At 52.0% G+C, this 20,186-nt stretch carries 18 protein-coding genes and 1 pseudogene; 6 read left to right on the forward strand and 13 right to left on the reverse strand.

The window, feature by feature from the left end:
• Positions 1 to 14: 14 nt before the first annotated feature.
• From ETV65_RS15525 to ETV65_RS15535, 3 genes are read left to right on the forward strand one after another with little or no spacing between them, the layout of a single operon-like run.
• Positions 15 to 1,388, forward strand: coding sequence for a sucrose-specific PTS transporter subunit IIBC (locus tag ETV65_RS15525; protein WP_129953704.1), 1,374 nt, complete (start codon positions 15 to 17; stop codon positions 1,386 to 1,388).
• A complete protein-coding gene (locus tag ETV65_RS15530) occupies positions 1,385 to 2,794 on the forward strand; it encodes a sucrose-6-phosphate hydrolase (protein ID WP_129953705.1) in 1,410 nt (469 codons plus the stop codon). Before ETV65_RS15525 ends, ETV65_RS15530 begins: the two co-directional genes overlap by 4 nt.
• 30 nt (positions 2,795 to 2,824) lie before the next feature.
• The gene (locus tag ETV65_RS15535; RefSeq protein ID WP_129953706.1) at positions 2,825 to 3,871 is read left to right on the forward strand and encodes a LacI family DNA-binding transcriptional regulator; all 1,047 of its coding nucleotides are present in this window, start codon (positions 2,825 to 2,827) and stop codon (positions 3,869 to 3,871) included.
• On the opposite strand, the gene ETV65_RS15540 is transcribed toward ETV65_RS15535, so the two are convergent.
• Positions 3,863 to 4,510: a hypothetical protein gene (locus tag ETV65_RS15540; protein WP_129953707.1), complete on the reverse strand. Its 648-nt coding sequence runs from the start codon at positions 4,508 to 4,510 to the stop codon at positions 3,863 to 3,865. The genes ETV65_RS15535 and ETV65_RS15540 overlap by 9 nt on opposite strands.
• 272 nt (positions 4,511 to 4,782) lie before the next feature.
• Here ETV65_RS15540 and ETV65_RS15545 point away from each other — a divergent pair, with 272 nt between their 5' ends.
• The 3 genes and pseudogenes from ETV65_RS15545 to ETV65_RS25380 all read left to right on the forward strand — a co-directional run.
• Positions 4,783 to 6,012, forward strand: a complete 1,230-nt coding sequence (locus tag ETV65_RS15545) for a PocR ligand-binding domain-containing protein (protein ID WP_129953708.1) — start codon at positions 4,783 to 4,785, stop codon at positions 6,010 to 6,012.
• Between the two features lie 17 nt (positions 6,013 to 6,029).
• Positions 6,030 to 7,082 (forward strand): response regulator, encoded by a 1,053-nt coding sequence (locus ETV65_RS15550; protein WP_129953709.1) that lies wholly within the window; start codon positions 6,030 to 6,032, stop codon positions 7,080 to 7,082.
• Between the two features lie 308 nt (positions 7,083 to 7,390).
• Positions 7,391 to 7,630, forward strand: a pseudogene (locus ETV65_RS25380) (BMC domain-containing protein); the annotation flags it as partial.
• 302 nt (positions 7,631 to 7,932) lie between these two features.
• On the opposite strand, the gene pduF reads toward ETV65_RS25380, so the two are convergent.
• The 12 genes from pduF to ETV65_RS25335 form a co-directional block, all read right to left on the reverse strand.
• Positions 7,933 to 8,742 carry a propanediol diffusion facilitator PduF gene (pduF, locus tag ETV65_RS15560; protein ID WP_129953711.1) on the reverse strand — a complete coding sequence of 270 codons (810 nt, stop codon included), beginning with the start codon at positions 8,740 to 8,742 and terminating at the stop codon, positions 7,933 to 7,935.
• 55 nt (positions 8,743 to 8,797) lie between these two features.
• Positions 8,798 to 9,715 (reverse strand): glycyl-radical enzyme activating protein, encoded by a 918-nt coding sequence (locus tag ETV65_RS15565; protein WP_129953712.1) that lies wholly within the window; start codon positions 9,713 to 9,715, stop codon positions 8,798 to 8,800.
• 77 nt (positions 9,716 to 9,792) lie between these two features.
• Positions 9,793 to 12,339: a glycyl radical diol dehydratase GrpM gene (gene grpM, locus ETV65_RS15570; RefSeq protein ID WP_129953713.1), complete on the reverse strand. Its 2,547-nt coding sequence runs from the start codon at positions 12,337 to 12,339 to the stop codon at positions 9,793 to 9,795.
• Between the two features lie 62 nt (positions 12,340 to 12,401).
• The gene (locus tag ETV65_RS15575) at positions 12,402 to 12,707 is read right to left on the reverse strand and encodes a BMC domain-containing protein (protein ID WP_129953714.1); all 306 of its coding nucleotides are present in this window, start codon (positions 12,705 to 12,707) and stop codon (positions 12,402 to 12,404) included.
• Positions 12,708 to 12,716: 9 nt separating this feature from the next.
• Positions 12,717 to 14,255, reverse strand: coding sequence for an aldehyde dehydrogenase family protein (locus ETV65_RS15580; RefSeq protein ID WP_129953715.1), 1,539 nt, complete (start codon positions 14,253 to 14,255; stop codon positions 12,717 to 12,719).
• 42 nt (positions 14,256 to 14,297) lie between these two features.
• Entirely contained in the window at positions 14,298 to 15,083 is a 786-nt protein-coding gene (pduB, locus tag ETV65_RS15585) for a propanediol utilization microcompartment protein PduB (protein WP_129953716.1), read from the reverse strand.
• A gap of 21 nt (positions 15,084 to 15,104) precedes the next feature.
• Positions 15,105 to 15,386: a propanediol utilization system shell hexameric protein GrpH gene (grpH, locus tag ETV65_RS15590; protein WP_095925478.1), complete on the reverse strand. Its 282-nt coding sequence runs from the start codon at positions 15,384 to 15,386 to the stop codon at positions 15,105 to 15,107.
• A gap of 203 nt (positions 15,387 to 15,589) precedes the next feature.
• Complete coding sequence (gene tdcD / locus ETV65_RS15595; RefSeq protein WP_129953717.1) at positions 15,590 to 16,801, reverse strand: propionate kinase; 1,212 nt, start codon at positions 16,799 to 16,801, stop codon at positions 15,590 to 15,592.
• 11 nt (positions 16,802 to 16,812) lie between these two features.
• Complete coding sequence (locus tag ETV65_RS15600; protein ID WP_129953718.1) at positions 16,813 to 17,304, reverse strand: heme-binding protein; 492 nt, start codon at positions 17,302 to 17,304, stop codon at positions 16,813 to 16,815.
• A gap of 9 nt (positions 17,305 to 17,313) precedes the next feature.
• Complete coding sequence (locus ETV65_RS15605; RefSeq protein ID WP_129953719.1) at positions 17,314 to 17,580, reverse strand: EutN/CcmL family microcompartment protein; 267 nt, start codon at positions 17,578 to 17,580, stop codon at positions 17,314 to 17,316.
• Positions 17,581 to 17,593: 13 nt separating this feature from the next.
• Positions 17,594 to 18,289 carry a flavoprotein gene (locus ETV65_RS15610; protein WP_129953720.1) on the reverse strand — a complete coding sequence of 232 codons (696 nt, stop codon included), beginning with the start codon at positions 18,287 to 18,289 and terminating at the stop codon, positions 17,594 to 17,596.
• On the reverse strand, positions 18,286 to 20,025 hold the full coding sequence (locus tag ETV65_RS25335; RefSeq protein ID WP_205951593.1) for an iron-containing alcohol dehydrogenase: 1,740 nt from the start codon (positions 20,023 to 20,025) through the stop codon (positions 18,286 to 18,288). The genes ETV65_RS15610 and ETV65_RS25335 overlap by 4 nt, the downstream gene beginning before the upstream one ends.
• Between the last annotated feature and the right edge of the window lie 161 nt (positions 20,026 to 20,186).

Genomic DNA, 20,186 nt, shown 5'->3' on the forward strand with positions numbered 1-20,186 from the left:
AATTAAGGGATTCTATGAACATCAATGCAATCGCGACTGAGCTGCTTCCGCTGTTGGGTGGGAAGGACAATATTGCCAGCGCGGCACACTGTGCCACACGTCTGCGCCTGGTGCTGGCAGATGACAGTCTGATCAACAAAAGTGCTATCGAAAAAGTGGAAGGCGTAAAAGGCTGTTTCAGCAATGCCGGACAGATTCAGATCATTTTCGGTACAGGGTTAGTGAACAAGGTGTACGCCGAGTTTATTAAAGTGGCCGGTATCAGCGAATCAAGTAAATCCGAAGCCGCCGATATTGCGGCACGGAAACTCAATCCCTTCCAGAGACTTGCGCGCGTACTGTCGAATATCTTTGTGCCGATTATTCCGGCAATCGTCGCGTCCGGCCTGCTGATGGGGCTGCTCGGTATGGTGAAGACCTACGGCTGGGCCAACCCTGAGAGCGCGATTTTTATCATGCTTGATATGTTCAGCTCGGCGGCATTTATCATTCTGCCGATCCTGATTGGTTTTACTGCCGCACGGGAATTTGGTGGCAATCCGTTCCTCGGTGCCACCCTCGGCGGTATTCTGACACATCCGGCGCTGACCAATGCCTGGGGTGTTGCCAGTGGTTTCCATACCATGAATTTCTTTGGTATTGAGATTGCGATGATCGGGTATCAGGGCACGGTCTTCCCGGTTTTACTGGCCGTCTGGTTCATGAGCTTCATTGAAAAACGCCTGCGCAAAGTGATCCCCGATGCACTGGATTTGATCCTGACACCGTTCCTGACGGTCATCATTTCCGGTTTTATCGCTTTCCTGATCATCGGCCCTGCGGGTCGTGCGCTCGGTGACGGTATTTCGTTTATTCTCAGCACATTAATCTCCCATGCCGGTTGGGTGGCAGGGCTGGTGTTCGGCGGATTGTATTCAGTTATCGTGATCACCGGTATTCACCACAGCTTCCATGCAATTGAAGCGGGTTTGCTGGGGAATCCGCATATCGGCGTGAATTTCCTGCTGCCTATCTGGTCGATGGCCAACGTTGCACAAGGCGGGGCCTGTCTTGCCGTCTATTTCAAAACGCGTGATGCGAAAATTAAAGCCATTGCGGTGCCTTCGGCCTTCTCCGCGATGCTGGGCATCACCGAAGCGGCAATTTTTGGTATCAACCTGCGCTTTATGAAACCTTTCCTCGCGGCGCTGGCAGGCGGTGCGCTCGGCGGTGCCTGGGTGGTGGCAATGCATGTCAATATGACAGCGGTTGGTCTGACCGGTATTCCGGGGCTGGCCATCGTGCAATCCAGTTCGATTCTCAGCTATCTGATCGGGATGGTGATTGCCTTTGGCAGCGCATTCCTGCTGTCATTGCTGCTCAAATACAACACGGAGAGTGAAAAATGACGGAAGCCGGATTGCTGAAAAAAGCGCTGCACAGCGTGGTGGCGGGTCAGGTTAACGCGGCGGCAGATCCTTATCGTCCCGGCTGGCATCTCGCGCCGCCGGTCGGGTTGCTCAATGACCCGAATGGTTTTATCCAGCATAACGGACGTTTCCATTTATTCTACCAATGGAATCCGCTGGCCTGCGCGCACGGTGCCAAGTTCTGGGGGCACTGGAGCTCAGCAGATTTGCTTCACTGGCAGCATGAACCGCTCGCGCTGGTGCCGTCAGAAGAATTCGAAACCCATGGATGCTATTCCGGTTCAGCCGTGACCGATAACGGCCAGCTGACACTCATTTACACCGGTAATGTGAAATATCCCGATGGCAGCCGCACGGCATTTCAATGTCTGGCACGCGAAAACACAGAGGGCCAGTTTGATAAAACCGGCCCGGTACTCTCCCTGCCGGCAGGTTATACCGGACATGTCCGGGATCCCAAAGTCTGGCGACATGAAAACCATTGGTACATGGTGTTAGGAGCTCAGGATCTTAACCTTCAGGGCAAAGTATTATTGTTACGATCCGACAACTTATTAGCCTGGGATCTTCTCGGCGAAATGGCCGGTTCAGGTTTACACGGGCTGGGTGAATTCGGCTACATGTGGGAATGCCCGGATTTATTCCGGCTGGGCGATAACGACATTCTGATTTGCTGTCCGCAAGGTTTAGCGGCGGAATCTGACCGTTATCTGAATACGTTCCAGTCGGGTTATTTTGTCGGGCAACTGGATTACGACAATGCGACCCTTGAGCACGGCGAATTCACTGAGTTAGATCTGGGGTTCGAATTTTATGCGCCGCAAACTACGCAAACGGATGACGGGCGACGCCTGCTCATCGGGTGGATGGGCATACCGGACAGTGATGAATTTTTCCAGCCGACAATACAAAATGGCTGGCTGCATACAATGACCTGCCCGCGCGAACTGACGATGGTGGCGGGTAAAATCATGCAAAAACCGGCACGGGAACTGCAACAACTCCGTCGTGATGAGCAGGCATGGCAGGGAACTGCCGACGATTGCCCTCATCTGGACATGACAAAAGCCCAGACGGAAATTATCACTGAACACGCTTTCAGTGCGGATTTAGGTGGCGACATGACGCTCAGCTTCGACGGAGAATGGCTGCGTTTAACGCGAAAAAACCGGCGTACTGGTTTGCCGGAACACCGTGTCTGGCGCGGCGCACTGCACAAGCTGACGGTATTAAGCGATGCGTCGAGCCTTGAGATTTTCATTAATGACGGGGAAGCTGTGATGTCCTCACGCTATTTTCCTGCTTTACCTGCCCAACTGACCGTACGGGGTTCTCATCAGATTGCGCTGCGCCACTGGTCGTTGGCTGAATGCGTGATAGAATAAATGCCCTTTCGGATAACAGAATATGGCGCAGTGAAAAAGACCAAACGCATCACTATCAGTGGCATAGCCGAACTGGCTGGCGTGTCGAAATCGACTGCCAGCCAGGTGCTTAACGGACACAGCAAGAAGTTTCGTATCTCCGATCTCACCCGGGATCGGGTACTCGCTGTGGCAGCAGAACATCATTATCAGCCGAGCATTCACGCCCGTTCGCTCAATGTCACCCGCAGCTTCACGCTTGGGCTGGTGGTGCCGGAAATGACCAACTATGGATTTGCCGCCTGCTCTAACGAACTTGAAATGCTTTGTCGTGAGAACGGCATGCAGTTGCTGATTGCCTGTACGGATGAAAATACCAGCCAGGAAACGATGGTTGTTAATAACCTTATTCAGCGGCAGGTCGACGGGCTTATTGTGGCATCAAGCATGCTCAGTGATGCGGAATACGTAAAAATCAGTCAGCAATTACCCGTAGTCTTATTTGACCGCCATATGCAGGACACTCAGCTCCCTATGGTTGTCTGTGAAGCCATAGAATCTTCAGCAGAGCTGGTCTCCCGGATAGCCCAAATCCAGCGTGATGAGTTTTATTTTCTCGGTGGACAGCCGCGAATTTCACCGACCCGTGACCGTCTCGCGGGTTATCAGCTTGGGCTGCAACGTGCAGGTGTCAGCCTGAATCCCGATTGGGTTCTGTATGGTAATTACCATCCCAGCTCCGGTTATGAAATGTTTGCGCAACTTTGTGCCCGCCTTGGACGCCCGCCCAAAGCCCTCTTCGTTGCGTCATGTGGCTTGATGGAAGGTGTTTTGCGATATATGAGCCAGCATCAGTTGCTGGAGAGTGATATCCACCTGTGCAGTTTTGACGACCATTATCTTTATGACTCCCTGTCTGTGAAAATTGACACGGTCGCACAGGACTGCCGTGAACTGGCCATGCACTGCTTTAGTATGATAAGTGGGCTGATGAATGAACAACCCGTAGAACAGCCGCAATGCTTTTTAACCCCTAAATTGCACTGGCGCTCCCCGCCTTTTACACAGATTAATTATGGAACGCTACCGCTACGCTAAATGAAATAATCTCGATAACGATGCTGACCAGTCTGGTTCTGAGCGAGGAATATATTGCTGCCAGAACCCGCTGTTATCACTCGCCCAGGGTGGTACAGTCGGAGAACCTTTTAACCAGAACTGGATCTTTTTCATTACCTGAGGATTATGCCTGTTTCGATATATCCATCTTAACTCCACGCCCGTGAAAGATCTCCCGTGCTGATCCCTCGGATGAGACTTTTCTGCCACCATATTCAAATCTATTTCATCAAGAATAAAATGAACCGTGGTATTATCCTGTAACGTAGAAACCCAAAATAATCCTGCCTTACACTTTCTCCCAATAACCTGGTGATGATGTACTGCTCTGCCATTCATATTAAAACCTTGGGCCTCACATATTGCTTTATATTTTGAATGAGAGGATAACGTACGCAAATAGTCAGCCTGCTTTAAAGGCTTTACTCTCTCGTATTTATGCTGGAGCGTCTGTTCAACCTTTGTCGCGGCATATTGGTCTATCGTTGAAATATTCTTAGGGGTAGCCGAATTTTTGAAAAATTCGAATTTATTAGAATACATCCCCCTTTGCTCATGCATCCCGTAAACCAAATCCCCTTCCTCAAACTGCTTTTTGAATGGCGGAAAAAATGGCATTTTGATCTCCTTATGCTCTGCATATCATTGTCCTCCCGTAATTTTATCATCCTCCTTCAGAGACTGCATCAATAAAAATCAGGTCCTGCCACTCCTGTACTGCTCTCTCCGCTTACTGCCCTAACTTCCGTATTAATTAACATAACCTCATGTAAGTTAACATCCCCGGCTAATTAAATTTGTTCCGCTGTGACGGGTTTCAAAATACCCGCAGATGATTTCCTGTATATTGATATAGTGAATGATTTCAATTACCACTACAGGTAATCGTAATGAATAACAAATATAAATTGCATGAGTTTCTTGATATAAAAAGACTTCAAACCCTCCAGGATAATTTCAGTAAATCAATGATGATTGCTTTAGTCGTCGTCGATCAGGATGGTGTGCCGGTCACGCAGGCGAGTGGTTTTTCAGATTTTTGCGCCCGTTCAAGGTGTAACCCATCTCTGGCAACGCATTGTTACGAAAGTGATAATGCCGGTGGCCGGGCCGCTATGCGGGCCGGAAAACCGGTGGTTTACCGCTGCTACTGCGGGTTTGTTGAGTTCGCCGTGCCGATCATGATAAACGATCATTATCTCGGGGCATTTATTTCCGGTCAGGTGAAAGTCGAGGAGGAGAAAGAGCGCACCATTCCTTATATCCTCGATAACAACCAAATATGGAAAGAGAATGCATGGCTGATCGATTTACATCAGGACGCTAAACGTATGCCATATGATCGTTTTGAATCTACGGCCTCCACGTTACTGCACGTCTCTTCTTATCTGGTGGAACAGGCGCATACCAATAATATTCAGCGCGAACTGCACAGGAAAGATCTGGAACTTACTGACGAATTACGTAAAAGAGTGGAAACAGAACGTTCACTGCATGAGGCAGAATTTAAAGCCCTGTCATATCAGATTAACCCGCACTTTCTCTTTAATGTATTAAATACCATTGGCCGCCTGGCATATCTGGAAAATGCTCAGCGGACAGAAAACATGGTACATGACTTCTCGGACATGATGCGTTATTTGCTGCGTAAAAGTAATCATGGCCTGATTACGCTGCGGCATGAAATTAATTATGTCACCAGTTATATGTCGATTCAGAAAGTGCGCATGAATGACCGTTTTGATTATCAGTGCGATATTCCTGAAAAGTATGCGGAAGTCGTCTGCCCGTTTTTGATATTGCAGCCCCTGGTCGAGAATTTTTTCAATTACGTCGTCGAACCGCGTGACACCCCCAGCTGGCTACGCATCAGCGCCAATGACGACGGGCATGATGTCATTCTGCAGGTGACCGACAACGGCGACGGTATTTCACCAGCCGACATTGCCAACATTTTATCCGGTGATGAAAATCGCCAGAAAGGCGGCATCGGTATTAATAATATAAAAAACCGGCTTCAGCTGTTATTTGGTGAAAGCTATGGACTGGGCATTTCCAGCCTCCATCAGCCACAAAGGGGAACCACCATCACCCTGAAATTCCCCATGCTGCAAGCCTGATAAACGGAGACGTGAGCATGTACAATATTGTGATTGTAGAAGATGAACTCATTGAATCTGAATCTTTGCGGCGGATTGTGTCTGAGTCCGTCGGTAATTCCATAGTACATGAAGCCAGTACCGGCAAGAAAGCCATCCAGCTGATCGACAAGCTTGATCAAATCGACATGATGTTGGTCGATATTAATATTCCGCTACCCAATGGTAATCAGGTGATTGAATATCTGCGGACCAAAAGCGCCAGTACCAAAGTGATTGTCACCACGGCCAACGATGATTTTGATCTTGTGCGCAGCATGCTCAACCTGAAAGTGGATGATTATTTGCTGAAGCCGGTGAAGAAAAGCACCCTGACCGATGCCATCCGTAAAACCCTCGACGTCAGTGATGTGGATATTGTGGCGTCGCGGGCGCTGAAACAAACCGTCGGTACGATGATCGAACGCTGCGATTATCCTCAGTGGCATAACTTCCTGTTTGACGCACTGGATAACACCTGCGCTGCCACGCCATCCGCTATAAGCCAGCGCAAAATACTGACAGATGTGCTCGAATTAATGCATCAGCACCTCATATCATGGGGGGAGAAAGGCCAGCCAGCGGCAAAGACAGTGACGGCGCTAATCCAGGAAATCAGCCAGTCCGGTATTTCCGCCAGCACCTACTACCGCATCATGTCCCGGCTGCTGAGCATCGGGGAAACGGTTTTCGACCATGCACTTAAGCACTTCACTGGCTCGATGAGCTTTATCGATCGCGCAAAATTCCACATCGAAAAAAACATTCTTGATAACCTGACGCTCGACGACATTGCCGCACGATCCTTTGTCAGTTCCTGTTATCTGAGCCGGGCGTTTAAGAAAATGACCGGCGCCGGTTTCTCAAACTACATCGCCGGCCGCAAGATAAACGTTGCCAAATCGCTGCTTCAGTGCAGTGACCTGAGGATCAATACCATTGCGCTGGAGCTTTCCTGGCAGGATGCCAACTATTTCTGCCGGATATTCAAAAAGGAAACCGGTATGGCCCCGTCTGATTTTCGTAAAATCGTCGCGCCTGTACCTGCTTAATGCGCAGACCGGTTAATTCTGTACGCGCACTCAGCGTGAGGGCAAAAAAATCCCCCCTGTCCGCAAGATAGTGTACGTCGCTTTCACCGGCCGCCTCTACCATAGGTGAGCTGTTGAACAACGTGACACAACTTCAGAGCGCATCTGTTGCAGGATCCTCGACCCGCGTTACCGTCAGGCCGTCTGCGACGGCCATGTTTATCGCAACATTTTCCCCTGGAAAAAACCGAAAAACACAGACACTACGCGGGAACACCTGAAAGAGTGCACGACGCACTTCACTATGAATCTGGTAACAGGAGCGATCTATGCCCGGACAAAGTTTGGGATTAATTGAAACTGTCGGTCTGGCCGCTGCGGTGGAAGCCGCGGATGCCGCGATGAAATCCGCGCACGTCACGCTGGTCGGTTATGAACTCACTCAGGGCGGCGGTCTGGTTACCGTCAAACTGGCAGGCGAAGTCGGCGCAGTCAACGCGGCCATCGCGGCGGGAGTGATGGCAGCCAGCAAAGTCGGCACCGTCTTTGCGCACAAGGTGATTGCCCGCACGGCGCAATATCTTGAAAGCATGATTTATTCCACAGAAACCACCGGTATGACGCCCGCTAAATCTACATTCACAACGCAGAAAGATCCGCAAAGCATACCCGTGGTTAATGTGGAAGCAACGCCAGCTCCGTACTCATGCATGGATTTTCAGGAAGAAGTGAAGAAGGAAGAGGAAGCGCCGGTCATCGTGAACAAAAGCCAAAAATCCCGTCGCGGCAACCGTAGAAAATAAGCGTTACCTGCACATAAAAAACGGCGATGCCACTGTACCGCCGTTTTTATTGGTTGGGTTAGAAAAGCCTAAGATTTGGCGACATCCGCCACCGGTGCGTTTCCCGGCAGGTTTTTACCGATACACAGGCGATATACCGCAGCGCCCAGGCAGGCACCGATCACCGGGGCAATAATCGGGATCAGGAAATAGGGAATGTCGCGACCACCGGTCATGCCGATGTTGCCCCAGCCCGCGAAGAAGCTGAACAATTTAGGGCCAAAATCACGCGCCGGGTTCATGGCAAAACCGGTCAGCGGGCCGGTTGATGCGCCAAGAACGGCGACCAAAATGCCGATCAGCAACGGCCCCAGCGGACCACGCGGCACACCGTTACCGTCGTCGGTCAGCGCCATAATCAGCCCCATCAGAATTGAGGTGATAACCATTTCAATAAACGCCGCCTGCCACACGCTTATCGCCGCAGACGGATAGGTACTGAATATACTGGCCAGTTGCAGGCTTTCCACGCTGCCGCGCACCATATGATTGGCGGTTTCAAAATTAACAAACAAGTTGTGATAGAACATGTACGCCAGCAGCGCACCACCGAAAGCGCCAGCCACCTGCGCTATAATATAGGGTATTACTTTACGCGCGGGAAAACGGGCAAACAGCCACAAGGCTATCGTGATCGCCGGATTAAGGTGTGCGCCGGAAATGCCCGCCGTGAGATAGACGGCCAGTGAAATCCCCAGTCCCCACACAATACAGATTTCCCACAAACCGAAACTGGCCCCCGCCACTTTCACTGCTGCCAGACAACTGATGCCGAAAAACAAAAATAAGCCGGTACCGAGAAATTCCGCAATACATGGCGTCTTCACTGAATCATGCATACAACGACCTTATTTTGATTATATTTTTGAAAAGCTGAATATCCTGGCCGGAAACTCAGCCGCCGATATGGCAATGAAAACCGGACGACTCCACTTCTTTTTTTAATAATTCCATTTTGGATCCAGTAATACTTTCCACGTCCCCCATCGGATAAATACGCCCAAGCAGACTATATTTATTTTCGCCAAAAGCGTGATACGGCAATAAATGCAAGGTATCGACATGGGACATCAGTCGCGCAAATTTCACGATATGACGTATTTCTTCCGTATTATCATTCACCCCCGGGATCACAGGTATACGCACTATGGTTTTTGTCATGAAAGAAATACGTAACAGATTTTCCAGGATCTGGCGGTTATCCATCCCGGTATTGGCCTGATGCACTGCCGGGTTGATCGCCTTGATGTCAGTCAGCGCCAGATCGACATAAGGGAAAACGTCAGCAATTACCTCGGTTGTGGCGAAGCCGGTCGTTTCCATCGCCGTGTGCCAGCCCTTCTCCTTACAGGCTTTCAGCAATTCCCGGGCAAACGCAGGCTGCGCCAGGGGTTCTCCGCCGGAGAGCGTGATCCCGCCACCTGAACGCCGGTACAAATTTTCTTCTTTCTGCAATTCCCGCATCACTTCCGCCACCGTCATGCGTTTACCTTTCATTTCCAGTGCCTGAGTCGGGCAGACCTGGGTGCATTTACCACAATCAATACACCGTTCACGATCTATAAAAGAAGTGTTATTAACGGATAATGCCTGTTGCCGGCAGACTTCAAGACATTTACCGCAACGAATACAATCACTCTTTTTAAATAATAATTCCGGTTGCGGATGTTGTGATTCCGGATTACTGCACCATTTGCAGGCCAGCGGACAGCCTTTAAAAAAAGGAATGGTGCGGATACCCGGTCCGTCATGCAGAGAATAGCGCTGAATATTAAATAATACGCCTTCCGTTTCGTAATCGACTTTATTCATAACTTTACCCACCATCAGCGCCACAGGTTATTTAAAAAACGGGCCATGTGTTGTACATAGCCCGTGAAGGTAGCTAATCAGAATTGCTGTTCTGTGCGGCTGATAATGTCGTCCTGCACTTCTTTCGCCAGCACCACAAACTGCGCACTGTAACCGGCGACGCGTACCACCAGATCCTGATGTTGCTGCGGATTGTTCTGCGCTTCGATCAGGGTTTTGCGGTCGATGACATTGAACTGGACGTGCATCCCTTTCTTATCAAAGTAGTTACGTACCAGCCCGCTGAAATGGCGCAAACCCTGCTCTCCGGCCAGTGACGACGGCAGGAATTTCTGGTTGTAAAGCGTGCCGTTAGAGGCAATGAAGTGATCGAGTTTGGCCACTGAATTAGCTGCTGCGGTTGGCCCCTGGGTATCTTTACCCTGACGCGGTGAAACGCCGTCGGCCAATGGTTCTTTCGCCATGCGTCCGTCCGGCAGTGCTGCCACGTCTTTGCCGAACAAGACGTTAGCAGAAACCGGATAGATACCGGCCTGAAACTGACCGCCGCGCGGGTTGGTATATTTCTCGACTTCCTGGCAGTAAATCAGCGCACATTCACGTGCCACGAGATCCACTTCATCGATGTCGTTCCCGAAGCATGGGCTATTTTCAAGAATGTGTCGGATCTCTTCGAAACGTGAGTTGCTCCCTGCCGGAGCTGCGGAAGTGCCGCTGGCAAGCTGACGGTAAACTTCATTTTTGATCGCCGTTGGATCCAGTGAACCATGCTGTTCGATGATACGTTTCACCATCTCATGAATTTCCTGTTCTCCCAGCGATGACTTACCGTCTGCCGCGTGAGGTGCGCAGCCGACTGTATGACCAAAGTTAGCGTCGAGTGCGCTTTTCAGTTCAGTCAGTGTCAGTTTGCGGTCTTCAAAGACTTGTTTCCGGAGGGCATAAACGGAGTCCCCGGTGTCAGCGATACCAAAGGCCTGCGGGCCGGTAAAGTTGTAGATCGCGCCGCCTTCCTGTAACGACTTACCGCGACCGATACAGTCATCGACCAGCGCGGAAAGGAACGGCAACGGGCAACGCTCGCCATGGGCGATATCTACACTGTTACAGGCTTCCACCAGCTGATGCACGAAATGCACCATCTGTTTTTTGAAGGCGGTAAAGAAATCATCAATGCTGGTGTATCCGGTCATTTCGCCGGTCACCGGCCCTAACTGTTTGTTGCCAGCGCGGCCATTGTTAAGCGTGATTTCCAACACTTTTGCCACATTGAAGAATGCCGCATCGTGCCAGCCTTCGGTGCGGTGCGGCGACTGCGGCTCCACGCAGCCAATGATGCAATAATCACGGGCATCGTGCAGGGAGACACCACGGTTTTGCAGCGCCGGGATAATCACTTCATCGTTGTACATCGCCGGAACGCCCAGCCCCATGCGTACCAGTTCACAGGCGCGGAACAGGAATTCATCCGGCGTACCCTGCCAGACGCGAATAGAGAACGACGGTTGTGGCAGACGCACATGCGCCGTCGCTTCCATGCACATGTAAGTCAGCGGGTTGGTGGCATCACGGCCGTCTTCAGTCTGACCGCCGACGCATAGGTTCTGGAACACGGCGTATCCGGCAAACGCCTGGGCAGAAATTTCGTCGCGGGTCTTGTTGATATCGTTGAGCTTTATCCAGCAACAATCCACCAGTTCCTGGGCAAACTCTTTCGAAATGGAGGTATCGGCAGCCAGATATGGGTACATATACTGGTCAAAACGCCCCGGCGATATAGAATGCCCGCTGGATTCAATCTGCAACATGCTTTGCAGGAACCAGAAGGTCTGGCACGCTTCCCAGAACGTAGTGGCACCGTTTTCCGGTACACGGCTACAGTTTTGCGCAATCTGTTCCAGTTCGCGTTTACGTGCCGGATTGCTTTCCAGCTGTGCCAGACGCGTGGCTTCCTGCGCGTAACGGTGCGCAAAAGTGATAGCTGCCTGATAACTGATTATTACCGCGTTATAGAATTGTTCTTTTTTAATATATCCCGGTTCTGAACGATCCAGATTTTCCAGTTCGCAGGTCACCCGATTAATAATGCCGCGAAAACCGATTTTCAGTATTTTCCCGTAATCTACACTCACATGTCCGACGCCGCCGTAGAAATAGTTACCTACGGTAAATACGCCGCTGGCCATGCTTTCTTTGGTGCCTTCCGACATATAAGATGCGGCCAGCGAACTGGTGGTTTTACCCGGCCAGTATTTAAAAGCTTCGTGAAGTTCGTCAGCCGTTTTTTCCGGAATAATAAACGGATCGGCGACCCGGTGCTGCATAGTATTAAATTCTTTTTCCACCCAGTCATAAGAGAATTCAGGGCATATTTCGGTAGAGCGAGGATTAATGGTCACCGCACCGACAATCAGTTCGTCAGGGCGAATAGTGACCGGCAGTTCATTAAATATTTTTTCGACCACGCGTGCCCGGCGCATAATGGCAGGCAGTTGTTCATTTTCTTTATAAGCCTCCGTCGCTAATACGGCGCGCTCAGATTCTACATAGGGTTTAGCATGCAGGATCATATTTTTGAGTCTTACAACACGTTCGGTCGGATTAGAAAAGCCTTTCTCTAACATAGAATAACTCCCGAAATTAATTATTAAACCTTGCGGCAGTAATCGTTTTTATCAGCGTATAATCAGAAAGCCGTATTGTTGTTGTCGTCTTCTATTATTCGCATGGCTTCATTCACGGCGGCGACTTCACCGAATATGGCCAGTGTTGTAATATGTTGCGGGCAACTGCCGAATATTTCCGAGACCACCACATTGGCACTTTTACTGGCGGCATCTGCATAGAAATAAAGATCCGGCACCGGTAACATAATCATGCCAATCGCATCGATACGGATAAGATCAAGCCGTGAACGAAATTCCCCGGGCATCCTGCGTTTTATCATTGCCACGATGTCCGGCGTGGGTGCGTTTATGATGCGTTTTTTCATCGCCGCGCCTTATCTGACGTTAAGGGCCTCGACCATCACGCAGCGACGGGCTCTGGCGAAAGAACGCGCCGACGTCAGCCCTTCTCCGGTCGGTCCGGCAATGGTAAACGTGGCATGCCCTTCGCCGCCAACACCCAGCCCGGCATAGGAAGGCCCATTTTTCACAAAAATCGTGGTCTGGATCTGACGTGCCATTTTGGTGAGCTTTTCGACATTGGTGGAATGCATGATGGCGGTATGGCGATTGCCATGCTCGACCTGCACCGCCAGTTCGATGGCTTCATCGACGTTATCGACCCGCACCACCGGCAACACCGGCATCATCAGTTCATGTACCACAAATGGATGATTTTTCGCCGTTTCCACCAGGATCACTTTGGTGTCTTCCGGCGCGATGATGCCCAGTTGCTGCAGGATATAGCGTGCATCTTTACCCACAAAGGCGGTGTCCGGGCCGGTACCTTTCTCGTTCAGTACCAGTGACTCCATCTGGCGAAGAAGCGCTTTGTCACACAGTAGATAACCGCCACTTTTCTTCATGCAATGGATCAGATAATCCGCGACCTGATTGACAACAATGACTTCTTTCTCCGCCACACACGGCAGATTGTTATCGAAACTGCATCCGCAGATGATGTCACGGGCGGCCTTTTCGATATCGGCGGTTTCATCGACGACCACAGGCGGATTCCCGGCTCCCGCGCCAATGGCTTTTTTGCCGGATGACATTACCGTTTTCACAATCGCCGGGCCGCCGGTGGCCACCAGCATGTTGATGCGCGGATCACTAATCAGGGTGCTGGTGTTGTCGATGGAAGGCTGCGTAACAGTCACCACCAGATTGGCCGGTGCGCCCAGGCTGGCGAGTTTGTGGTTAATCAGTTCCACGCAATAGAGGGAAACCTTGCGTGAGCGAGGATGCGGGCTGAACACCACGGAATTTCCCGCCGCCAGCATGCCGATACTGTTGTTGATAATGGTTTCTGTCGGATTGGTGGTCGGCGTGATTGAACCGATTACCCCGTAGGCAGAAAACTCCGTCAGGGTCAGCCCGCTGTCGCCGCTCAGCGCGCCGGTAATGAGGTCTTCCGGCCCCGGTGTTTTCTGCGCAGCAACACGATTTTTAGTCAGCTTATCGGCGTAATTCCCCATGCCGGTTTCTTCCACTGCCATACGCGAAATAGTCTGTAAGACCGGTTCCTGCAGGAAGACATCGCGGATACCCTGAACAAATGTCGCCCTCTCCTGCATCAGACAGTGGCGATACTGAACCTGCGCGAGCACCGCTGCGGCGATGGCTTCATCCATTGATGCAAATGCGCCATTACCCGGTTCGCAGGCCGGTGACGGGATCGTCGTGACCCGTTTCTGCGCCAGCGCTCTGGCAACAATGGCGTTGAGAGAGGCGCTGGCCGGTGCCGGAGGGCGTTCCGGCGCAGGCGGCGGCGCGGTCTCTGCAGCACTGTTTATTACCGCACTCTCCGGCGTCATTTTGGTAAACCTGCTCAGCACGCTGGAGACCGCCTGAGCAATTTCAATATCATTCATGCTGTTAATTCCTTACTGCACGTCACTTCGCAAGGTTAACCCTCAAATATAGGGTTTGGTGGTGGAACTGATCGGTGACGGATCCAGCGTGGCAAGCAGTTGCAGCCCCACTTCACGCGCGGCAATCACTGCCTGACGCACCGCACCGGAATCACCGGCAAAGGTGAAAATGACTTCGTTACTGAAGCTGGTGCCTTTTGACGGACTGGCGTAACCCACCGGTTCGATCACCGCCGATTTGGCCGCCACATCGGCAATCACTACGCCGATGGCCGCAGGCGAGGCACAGGTCATGCCAAAGGCTTTACCGACAGGTGCACCAAAAGCTTTATTCAGCGCAAAGCTGGCGCGGGCGGTGTACTGGAATTCAAGGTGTCCCGCCGGTGAACCGTACACATCGCCCATGGTGCGTTCAATTTCAGACAGCGCCACTTCAATGGCACGGCGGACATCAGACACATCAGATGCACCGAAAATAATTAAGCACCCATGTCCGCCGCCCCCTTGCGTATCACGCGCAAGTTCAACCGATAATATTTCACTGTTGGTGGCTTTCACCGCTTCGTCGGCCGCGAAAATATGCGGGCCCGCACCGGTTCTGGCGCCAAGAATACCAATAGAGCGATATTTCTTGTCGATATTCATGACGTCATGTAATTGATTATCGACATTGGCAATAACCAGACCAATAGTATGTCCGAGAGCGGTTCCGACGAATTCCGTTAAACCACAGCCCGCAATACTGGCGGCTTTTTTATCTCCGGCATTTTCACTGGTCTGCTGATTCACTGCTTCAGATATAATCTGCTCAACAAGATTATCTCTCATGGTCAGTATCCTCTGAGGTTATTAACCAACGGCTTTTGGCAGGATTTTTTCCACTTCGATATGCGGACGCGGAATAACATGCACAGAGACCAGTTCGCCCACTTTGAGTGCTGCCGCAGAACCGGCATCAGTCGCCGCTTTAACCGCGCCAACATCGCCGCGCACCATTACCGTAACCAGCCCTGAACCTATTTTTTCATAACCGACCAACGTGACATTGGCAGATTTCACCATGGTATCTGCCGCTTCAATTGCAGAAACCAGACCTTTTGTTTCAACCATACCTAATGCTTCTTGTTGCATAAAAACCTCGAATAATGAGTGGGGACGTTAATTAACGCAGGCGTTATTAATACAGACCGCCAGCCCGCGTATGTTTATCCTGCCGGCAAATTCTTCACGCAGGATGATAATAAAGATTTCATGACCAAATGTTTTGCCCGCCAGCCGGACTTTCTTGTTATTTCTTCAGGGAGCCGGACAAGAAAATCTCTCTGTTTTCTTATTTATTCATTCACTGTCTGCGCGTGACAAATTGCCAGCGCATCCAGCGCAATCATTTTTTCTTCATCAGTCGGGATCACCGCCACATAAGGAGAGTTTTGTGGCGATATCACACCGGCCCTTCCGCCGCAGGTTTGCTGGTTTTTATGTGAGTCCAGCTTCAGCCCCAATACGCCAAGGCGTTCAAGCGTCAGTTCCCTGATCAGCGCCGAATTCTCACCAATCCCGCCGGTAAAGATCAGAGCATCAAGACGTTTCAGAGATGTCAGATGCGCACCCAGATGGCGTGCCAGCCGGTGAACCATCACATCAATCGCCAGTGTCGCCCGCTTGTCGCCCTGGCTGCGCGCATCCTGTAACGTGCGGCAATCGCTGGAAAGACCGGATATCCCAAGCAGGCCGGACTGGTTATTCACCATTTTGTACAGCGCGTCGATACTCTGGCCGGTACTGGCCGCGATATGCGCCGCTGCACCAAAATCCAGATCGCCGCAGCGCGTACCCATCACCAGCCCTTCAAGCGGCGTCATGCCCATCGAGGTATCCACGCTGCGTCCGTTCTGCACCGCACATACCGAAGAACCGTTGCCGAGATGGGCAATCAAAATGCCGTGATCTTCAGGGTCTAGTTCCAGCATGCTCAGCGCTTCGCCCGCAATATAACGGTGAGAGGTGCCGTGAAAACCGTAACGCCGCACCTGATAACGCCGCTGATATTCCAGCGGGATCGCATAGGTGTACGCCGCCGCAGGCAGCGTCTGATGAAACGCCGTGTCGAACACCGCGACCTGTGGCACCAGGGGCAACAGCGCAATGGCCGCTTCGATGCCGGTCAGATTAGCCGGGTTATGCAGCGGTGCCAGCGCCGACAGTGTGCGGATTTTTTCAATCACTTCAGACGTCAGGCGAACCGAATGTTTGAATTCGCTGCCGCCGTGGGCGACACGGTGTCCGATGGCCCGCACCACTGGCAGCCACCGACGTTCAGTCAGTTCCCTGAACAGCACTTTCAGTGCGCAAACATGGCTGGCTTCACTCAGCGCGACGCGGGTTTTCTGCCCGTGGCAGTCTTTCAACGTCATGCTGGCATTATCCAGTCCCAACCTTTCTGCCAGTCCGGAGAGAACCGGCGTGCCCGTCTCAGACGCGATCAACGAAAACTTCAGCGAGGATGACCCGCAATTGATAACCAAAACCAGTGAACCGAAGGACATATTGACCCCTGTTAATCATTTTCAGTTATGAGTGCGAAACGGGCTGTGCTGAAACGGCGCAATGTATTGCGTGCAATCGTCAGATCCTGTTCCACCGTGCCACCACTGATGCCAATCCCGCCAAGTAACACGCCCTGTGACCAGCACGGTAAACCGCCGCCAATGCAGCAAATACCGCTCTGATGCTGCAACCCGTAAAGCGCTGCGCCCGGTTGGATCAGCGCGGCGAGTTGGTGAGTGGACATTTTCAGCACCACGGCTGTCAGCGCTTTTTCGGGCGCAAGGCGGTGGCTTACCAGCAATGCATTCTCCATGCTGAAAAAATACCGCTGATGCCCGCTGGCGTCGGCCAGGCTGAACACCACCGGCACACCAATGGCCTGCGCTTCTTCTTGCGCAAACCGGGCCAGCAACGCACAGTCGTCAAGGGTCAGCGCATGCCGTTGTCCGGCTTGCTGTCGGGAAATGGCCGCGCTTATCCAGCTGTCCAATTGTTCAGACATAGGGGTTCCTCAGGAGAGATCCTGTGGATCGACAATGCCGACCACGGCTGCATCAATCACAGAATGCGCTTTGCTGTTGCTCATACGCGCTGAACTGCCGGTGGAAATAATGACGATTTCGCCATTTCCCGCACCGACGAAATCCACCGCCACCTGAGCACTGCCGGTGGGCTGATAATGCTCATCAAGCCGGGCAACCATCAGTAATTTGGCCCCGTTTAACGAGATGTGTTTGGTGGTGGAGACCAGCGCACCGGTCACTTTTGCCAGATACATAACTCCTCCCCTTTCACCGGATCACGGTGATGTTCTGTCGGCGAATTTCATCCTGCGCAGCAGGCGTAATCAGTGTGTTGCGGCCAATGCGTAAAACGTCTGTCACGCGGTGAAGACGGATATCGTTCAGCGTGATCAGCCGTTTTTGACAGACGCTTTCTCCGCTGCCCGTTACCGCGATGCCGTATTGCCTGAGGGTGTCGATGTATTGCTCCAGCCTCACCTGCAATGGCGGCGCAAAGCCACTGTCACCGAGATGCATAAGTTCAGGGTTCAGGGTGACTATCACCGGCGTCTTAGTGCTCAGTGCATGGAAAACCTGCACAGTCGCGAGATTGTCGCGGATACCCAGCGCAATTTTGCTCAGGCTGTTGGTGGAAAGTGCGGGTAAATACAGACTGTCGACAACCTCAGCGGTCAGCGGAGCAAAATCATCAGCGAGGTATAACGGATCGATGTCAGGCAGTAATGCTGCTTTCAGGCCGGACTGGCTCGCACTATGTGAAAACGCCACACGTAGCGCATAACCCGCATTGTCCAGTGCCCGCAGGCTTTGCAGCGTCATCGGCAATGTCGTCAGATCGTCCCCGCTGATCAGCACACGCACGGTTTTGCCTCCGGCCTTCAACGCAGCACGCTTGCGCACCAGTAAACCGGCAATTGACCGGTCGATCAGGCGAGATAAACGCTGGCGTTCTCCAGGAGTCACAGGTGAGATCCCCGGCCAGACCGGAATACCAGATCGCCGTTGCGCAGCCCCAGGCCATTGGCTTCCTCCACATCAATATGCAATTCCAGCACCGCACCGGCGCTGATCCGCACCAGAACGTGGCTGAGAATGCCCGCACGTTGCCCCTGTGCCTCTAAATCAATTTCCATACCCTCGCGCAGGCCGTAGCGTGCCGCTTCCTGTGGCGAAATATGAATATGACGCCAGGCGACAATTGTTCCCTGTGATTTACTGACGCGCCCTTTCGGCCCGACAAGTTCAATACCCGGTGAGTTTTCCAGGTCACCGGACATTCTGACCGGGGCCTTCACCCCGAGCACAAAACCATCGGCTACCGAAATCTCGATCTGCGTGGTGCTGCGCAGCGGTCCGAGCACCCGGACATTCGCGATTTCGCCTTTCGGGGTGCGGAGTGTCACGGTTTCTTCAGCAGCAAACTGACCGGGTTGCCTGACTTTTTTCAGGCATGTCAGCGTCGAGCCGTAACCGAAAAGAACATCCATATCTTCACGGCACAGATGCACGTGACGGTTAGAAATCCCAACCGGCACGGTAAACTGCGGTGCAGGGTATTCGCCGGTTTCAGCGATACAGGAAAGCAACTGGTCTATATCCCGCCTGCAAGGCGTGTAAGGGTTGGAGGCAGTGCAACCATCCGCTAACGCGGTTTCTGTCAGGGACAGACGCATTGTTTCAAATACGGCTAAATCCGTGCCGAGCTCTCTTAACGTGCGGGGAATACCAAACTGCAGATTGAGCTGACGGATTTTCTCCACCAGTTGGGAAATCATCTGTTGCGGTTCAGCGGGGGCAATACCCGGAATCATCCTGGCACACTGGCAGTAACGGGCAGTGGTTTCGGGTGAGGCGTGCGCGGCGTTAAATTCAATGACTAACGGCAACAGCATGGCGTTAATTTTACCGTGCGCAATATGCAACATGCCGCCGACAGCATGCGCCATACCATGCACCAGCCCCAGTCCCGCCGAGTTAAATGCCATGCCCGCCATACAGGAGGCATTATGCATATGCGTACGCGCTGCGACGTTTTTTTCATCAGCATAAATCTGCGGCAGAGACTGCCACGTGATGGCAATGGCTTTTTCGGCCAGGGCGTCGCTGAAATCATTGGCACCCGTTGAAACCAGCGCCTCGATGGCATGCGTCAGCACGTCCATTCCGGTATCAACGGCGATATGCCGCGGTAGACTCAGCACCAGTTCCGAGTCGAGAATAGCGGTATCCGGCACCAGCGCCTGCGAAACCAGCGGATATTTGCGGCCATTCTGCGGGTCGGAAATGATCGCGTAAGAAGTCACCTCGGACCCGGAACCGCTGGTGGTAGGAATGGCAATCAGCTCAATGCTCTTTGACTGACCGCCAGTCTGCTGATAATGGTCTTCCAGCGTGACCCTGATACCTTTGGCGGCATCAAGGGATGACCCCCCGCCCAGTGCAATAATCACATCCGGCCTGAAGGCTTTAAACTGCGCCGCCCCCTCCAGCAAAATATCCGTACCCGGATCCGGTCTGACCTTGCCGTATATCGATACCGTTGCCTGCGGCATCTGGTCAGTCACATACGCCGTTCTGCCCGAAGTCAGCATAAATTCATCCGTGACGATCGCGACTTTTTTGTTATTCAGGCGGCTTAACACGTTGACTGACCCGTTGCCAAAATATACCCGCGGGCTGGAGAAAAATTCACTTGCCATTATTTCAGCACCCTTACTCAGATTAGCGGCATACGAAATGCAGCGTAAAAAAGATGCCGTTAACCTAGCATTCACTGCCTGAAAGGGGATTGCGCACGGTTGTGCAGGTGAAGGACTTTTTTGCTCTGTTGTTTTCAGGGCAGGCAAGAAAATGCAAGGTG

This window comes from Rahnella sp. RFA10(1/100) (assembly GCF_004195115.1).
GTDB classification, from domain to species: Bacteria; Pseudomonadota; Gammaproteobacteria; order Enterobacterales; family Enterobacteriaceae; genus Rahnella; species Rahnella perminowiae.

Coding starts and splice junctions, on each gene's coding strand:
- ETV65_RS15580 (WP_129953715.1), bottom strand. CDS start 14,255: ATGAATGATATTGAAATTGCTCAGGCGGTCTCCAGCGTGCTGAGCAGG.
- pduF (WP_129953711.1), bottom strand. CDS start 8,742: ATGCATGATTCAGTGAAGACGCCATGTATTGCGGAATTTCTCGGTACC.
- tdcD (WP_129953717.1), bottom strand. CDS start 16,801: ATGTCCTTCGGTTCACTGGTTTTGGTTATCAATTGCGGGTCATCCTCG.
- ETV65_RS15530 (WP_129953705.1), top strand. CDS start 1,385: ATGACGGAAGCCGGATTGCTGAAAAAAGCGCTGCACAGCGTGGTGGCG.
- ETV65_RS15575 (WP_129953714.1), bottom strand. CDS start 12,707: ATGAAAAAACGCATCATAAACGCACCCACGCCGGACATCGTGGCAATG.
- grpM (WP_129953713.1), bottom strand. CDS start 12,339: ATGTTAGAGAAAGGCTTTTCTAATCCGACCGAACGTGTTGTAAGACTC.
- ETV65_RS15550 (WP_129953709.1), top strand. CDS start 6,030: ATGTACAATATTGTGATTGTAGAAGATGAACTCATTGAATCTGAATCT.
- ETV65_RS25335 (WP_205951593.1), bottom strand. CDS start 20,025: ATGGCAAGTGAATTTTTCTCCAGCCCGCGGGTATATTTTGGCAACGGG.
- ETV65_RS15565 (WP_129953712.1), bottom strand. CDS start 9,715: ATGAATAAAGTCGATTACGAAACGGAAGGCGTATTATTTAATATTCAG.
- grpH (WP_095925478.1), bottom strand. CDS start 15,386: ATGCAACAAGAAGCATTAGGTATGGTTGAAACAAAAGGTCTGGTTTCT.
- ETV65_RS15545 (WP_129953708.1), top strand. CDS start 4,783: ATGAATAACAAATATAAATTGCATGAGTTTCTTGATATAAAAAGACTT.
- ETV65_RS15605 (WP_129953719.1), bottom strand. CDS start 17,580: ATGTATCTGGCAAAAGTGACCGGTGCGCTGGTCTCCACCACCAAACAC.
- ETV65_RS15600 (WP_129953718.1), bottom strand. CDS start 17,304: ATGTCTGAACAATTGGACAGCTGGATAAGCGCGGCCATTTCCCGACAG.
- ETV65_RS15540 (WP_129953707.1), bottom strand. CDS start 4,510: ATGCCATTTTTTCCGCCATTCAAAAAGCAGTTTGAGGAAGGGGATTTG.
- ETV65_RS15525 (WP_129953704.1), top strand. CDS start 15: ATGAACATCAATGCAATCGCGACTGAGCTGCTTCCGCTGTTGGGTGGG.
- pduB (WP_129953716.1), bottom strand. CDS start 15,083: ATGAGAGATAATCTTGTTGAGCAGATTATATCTGAAGCAGTGAATCAG.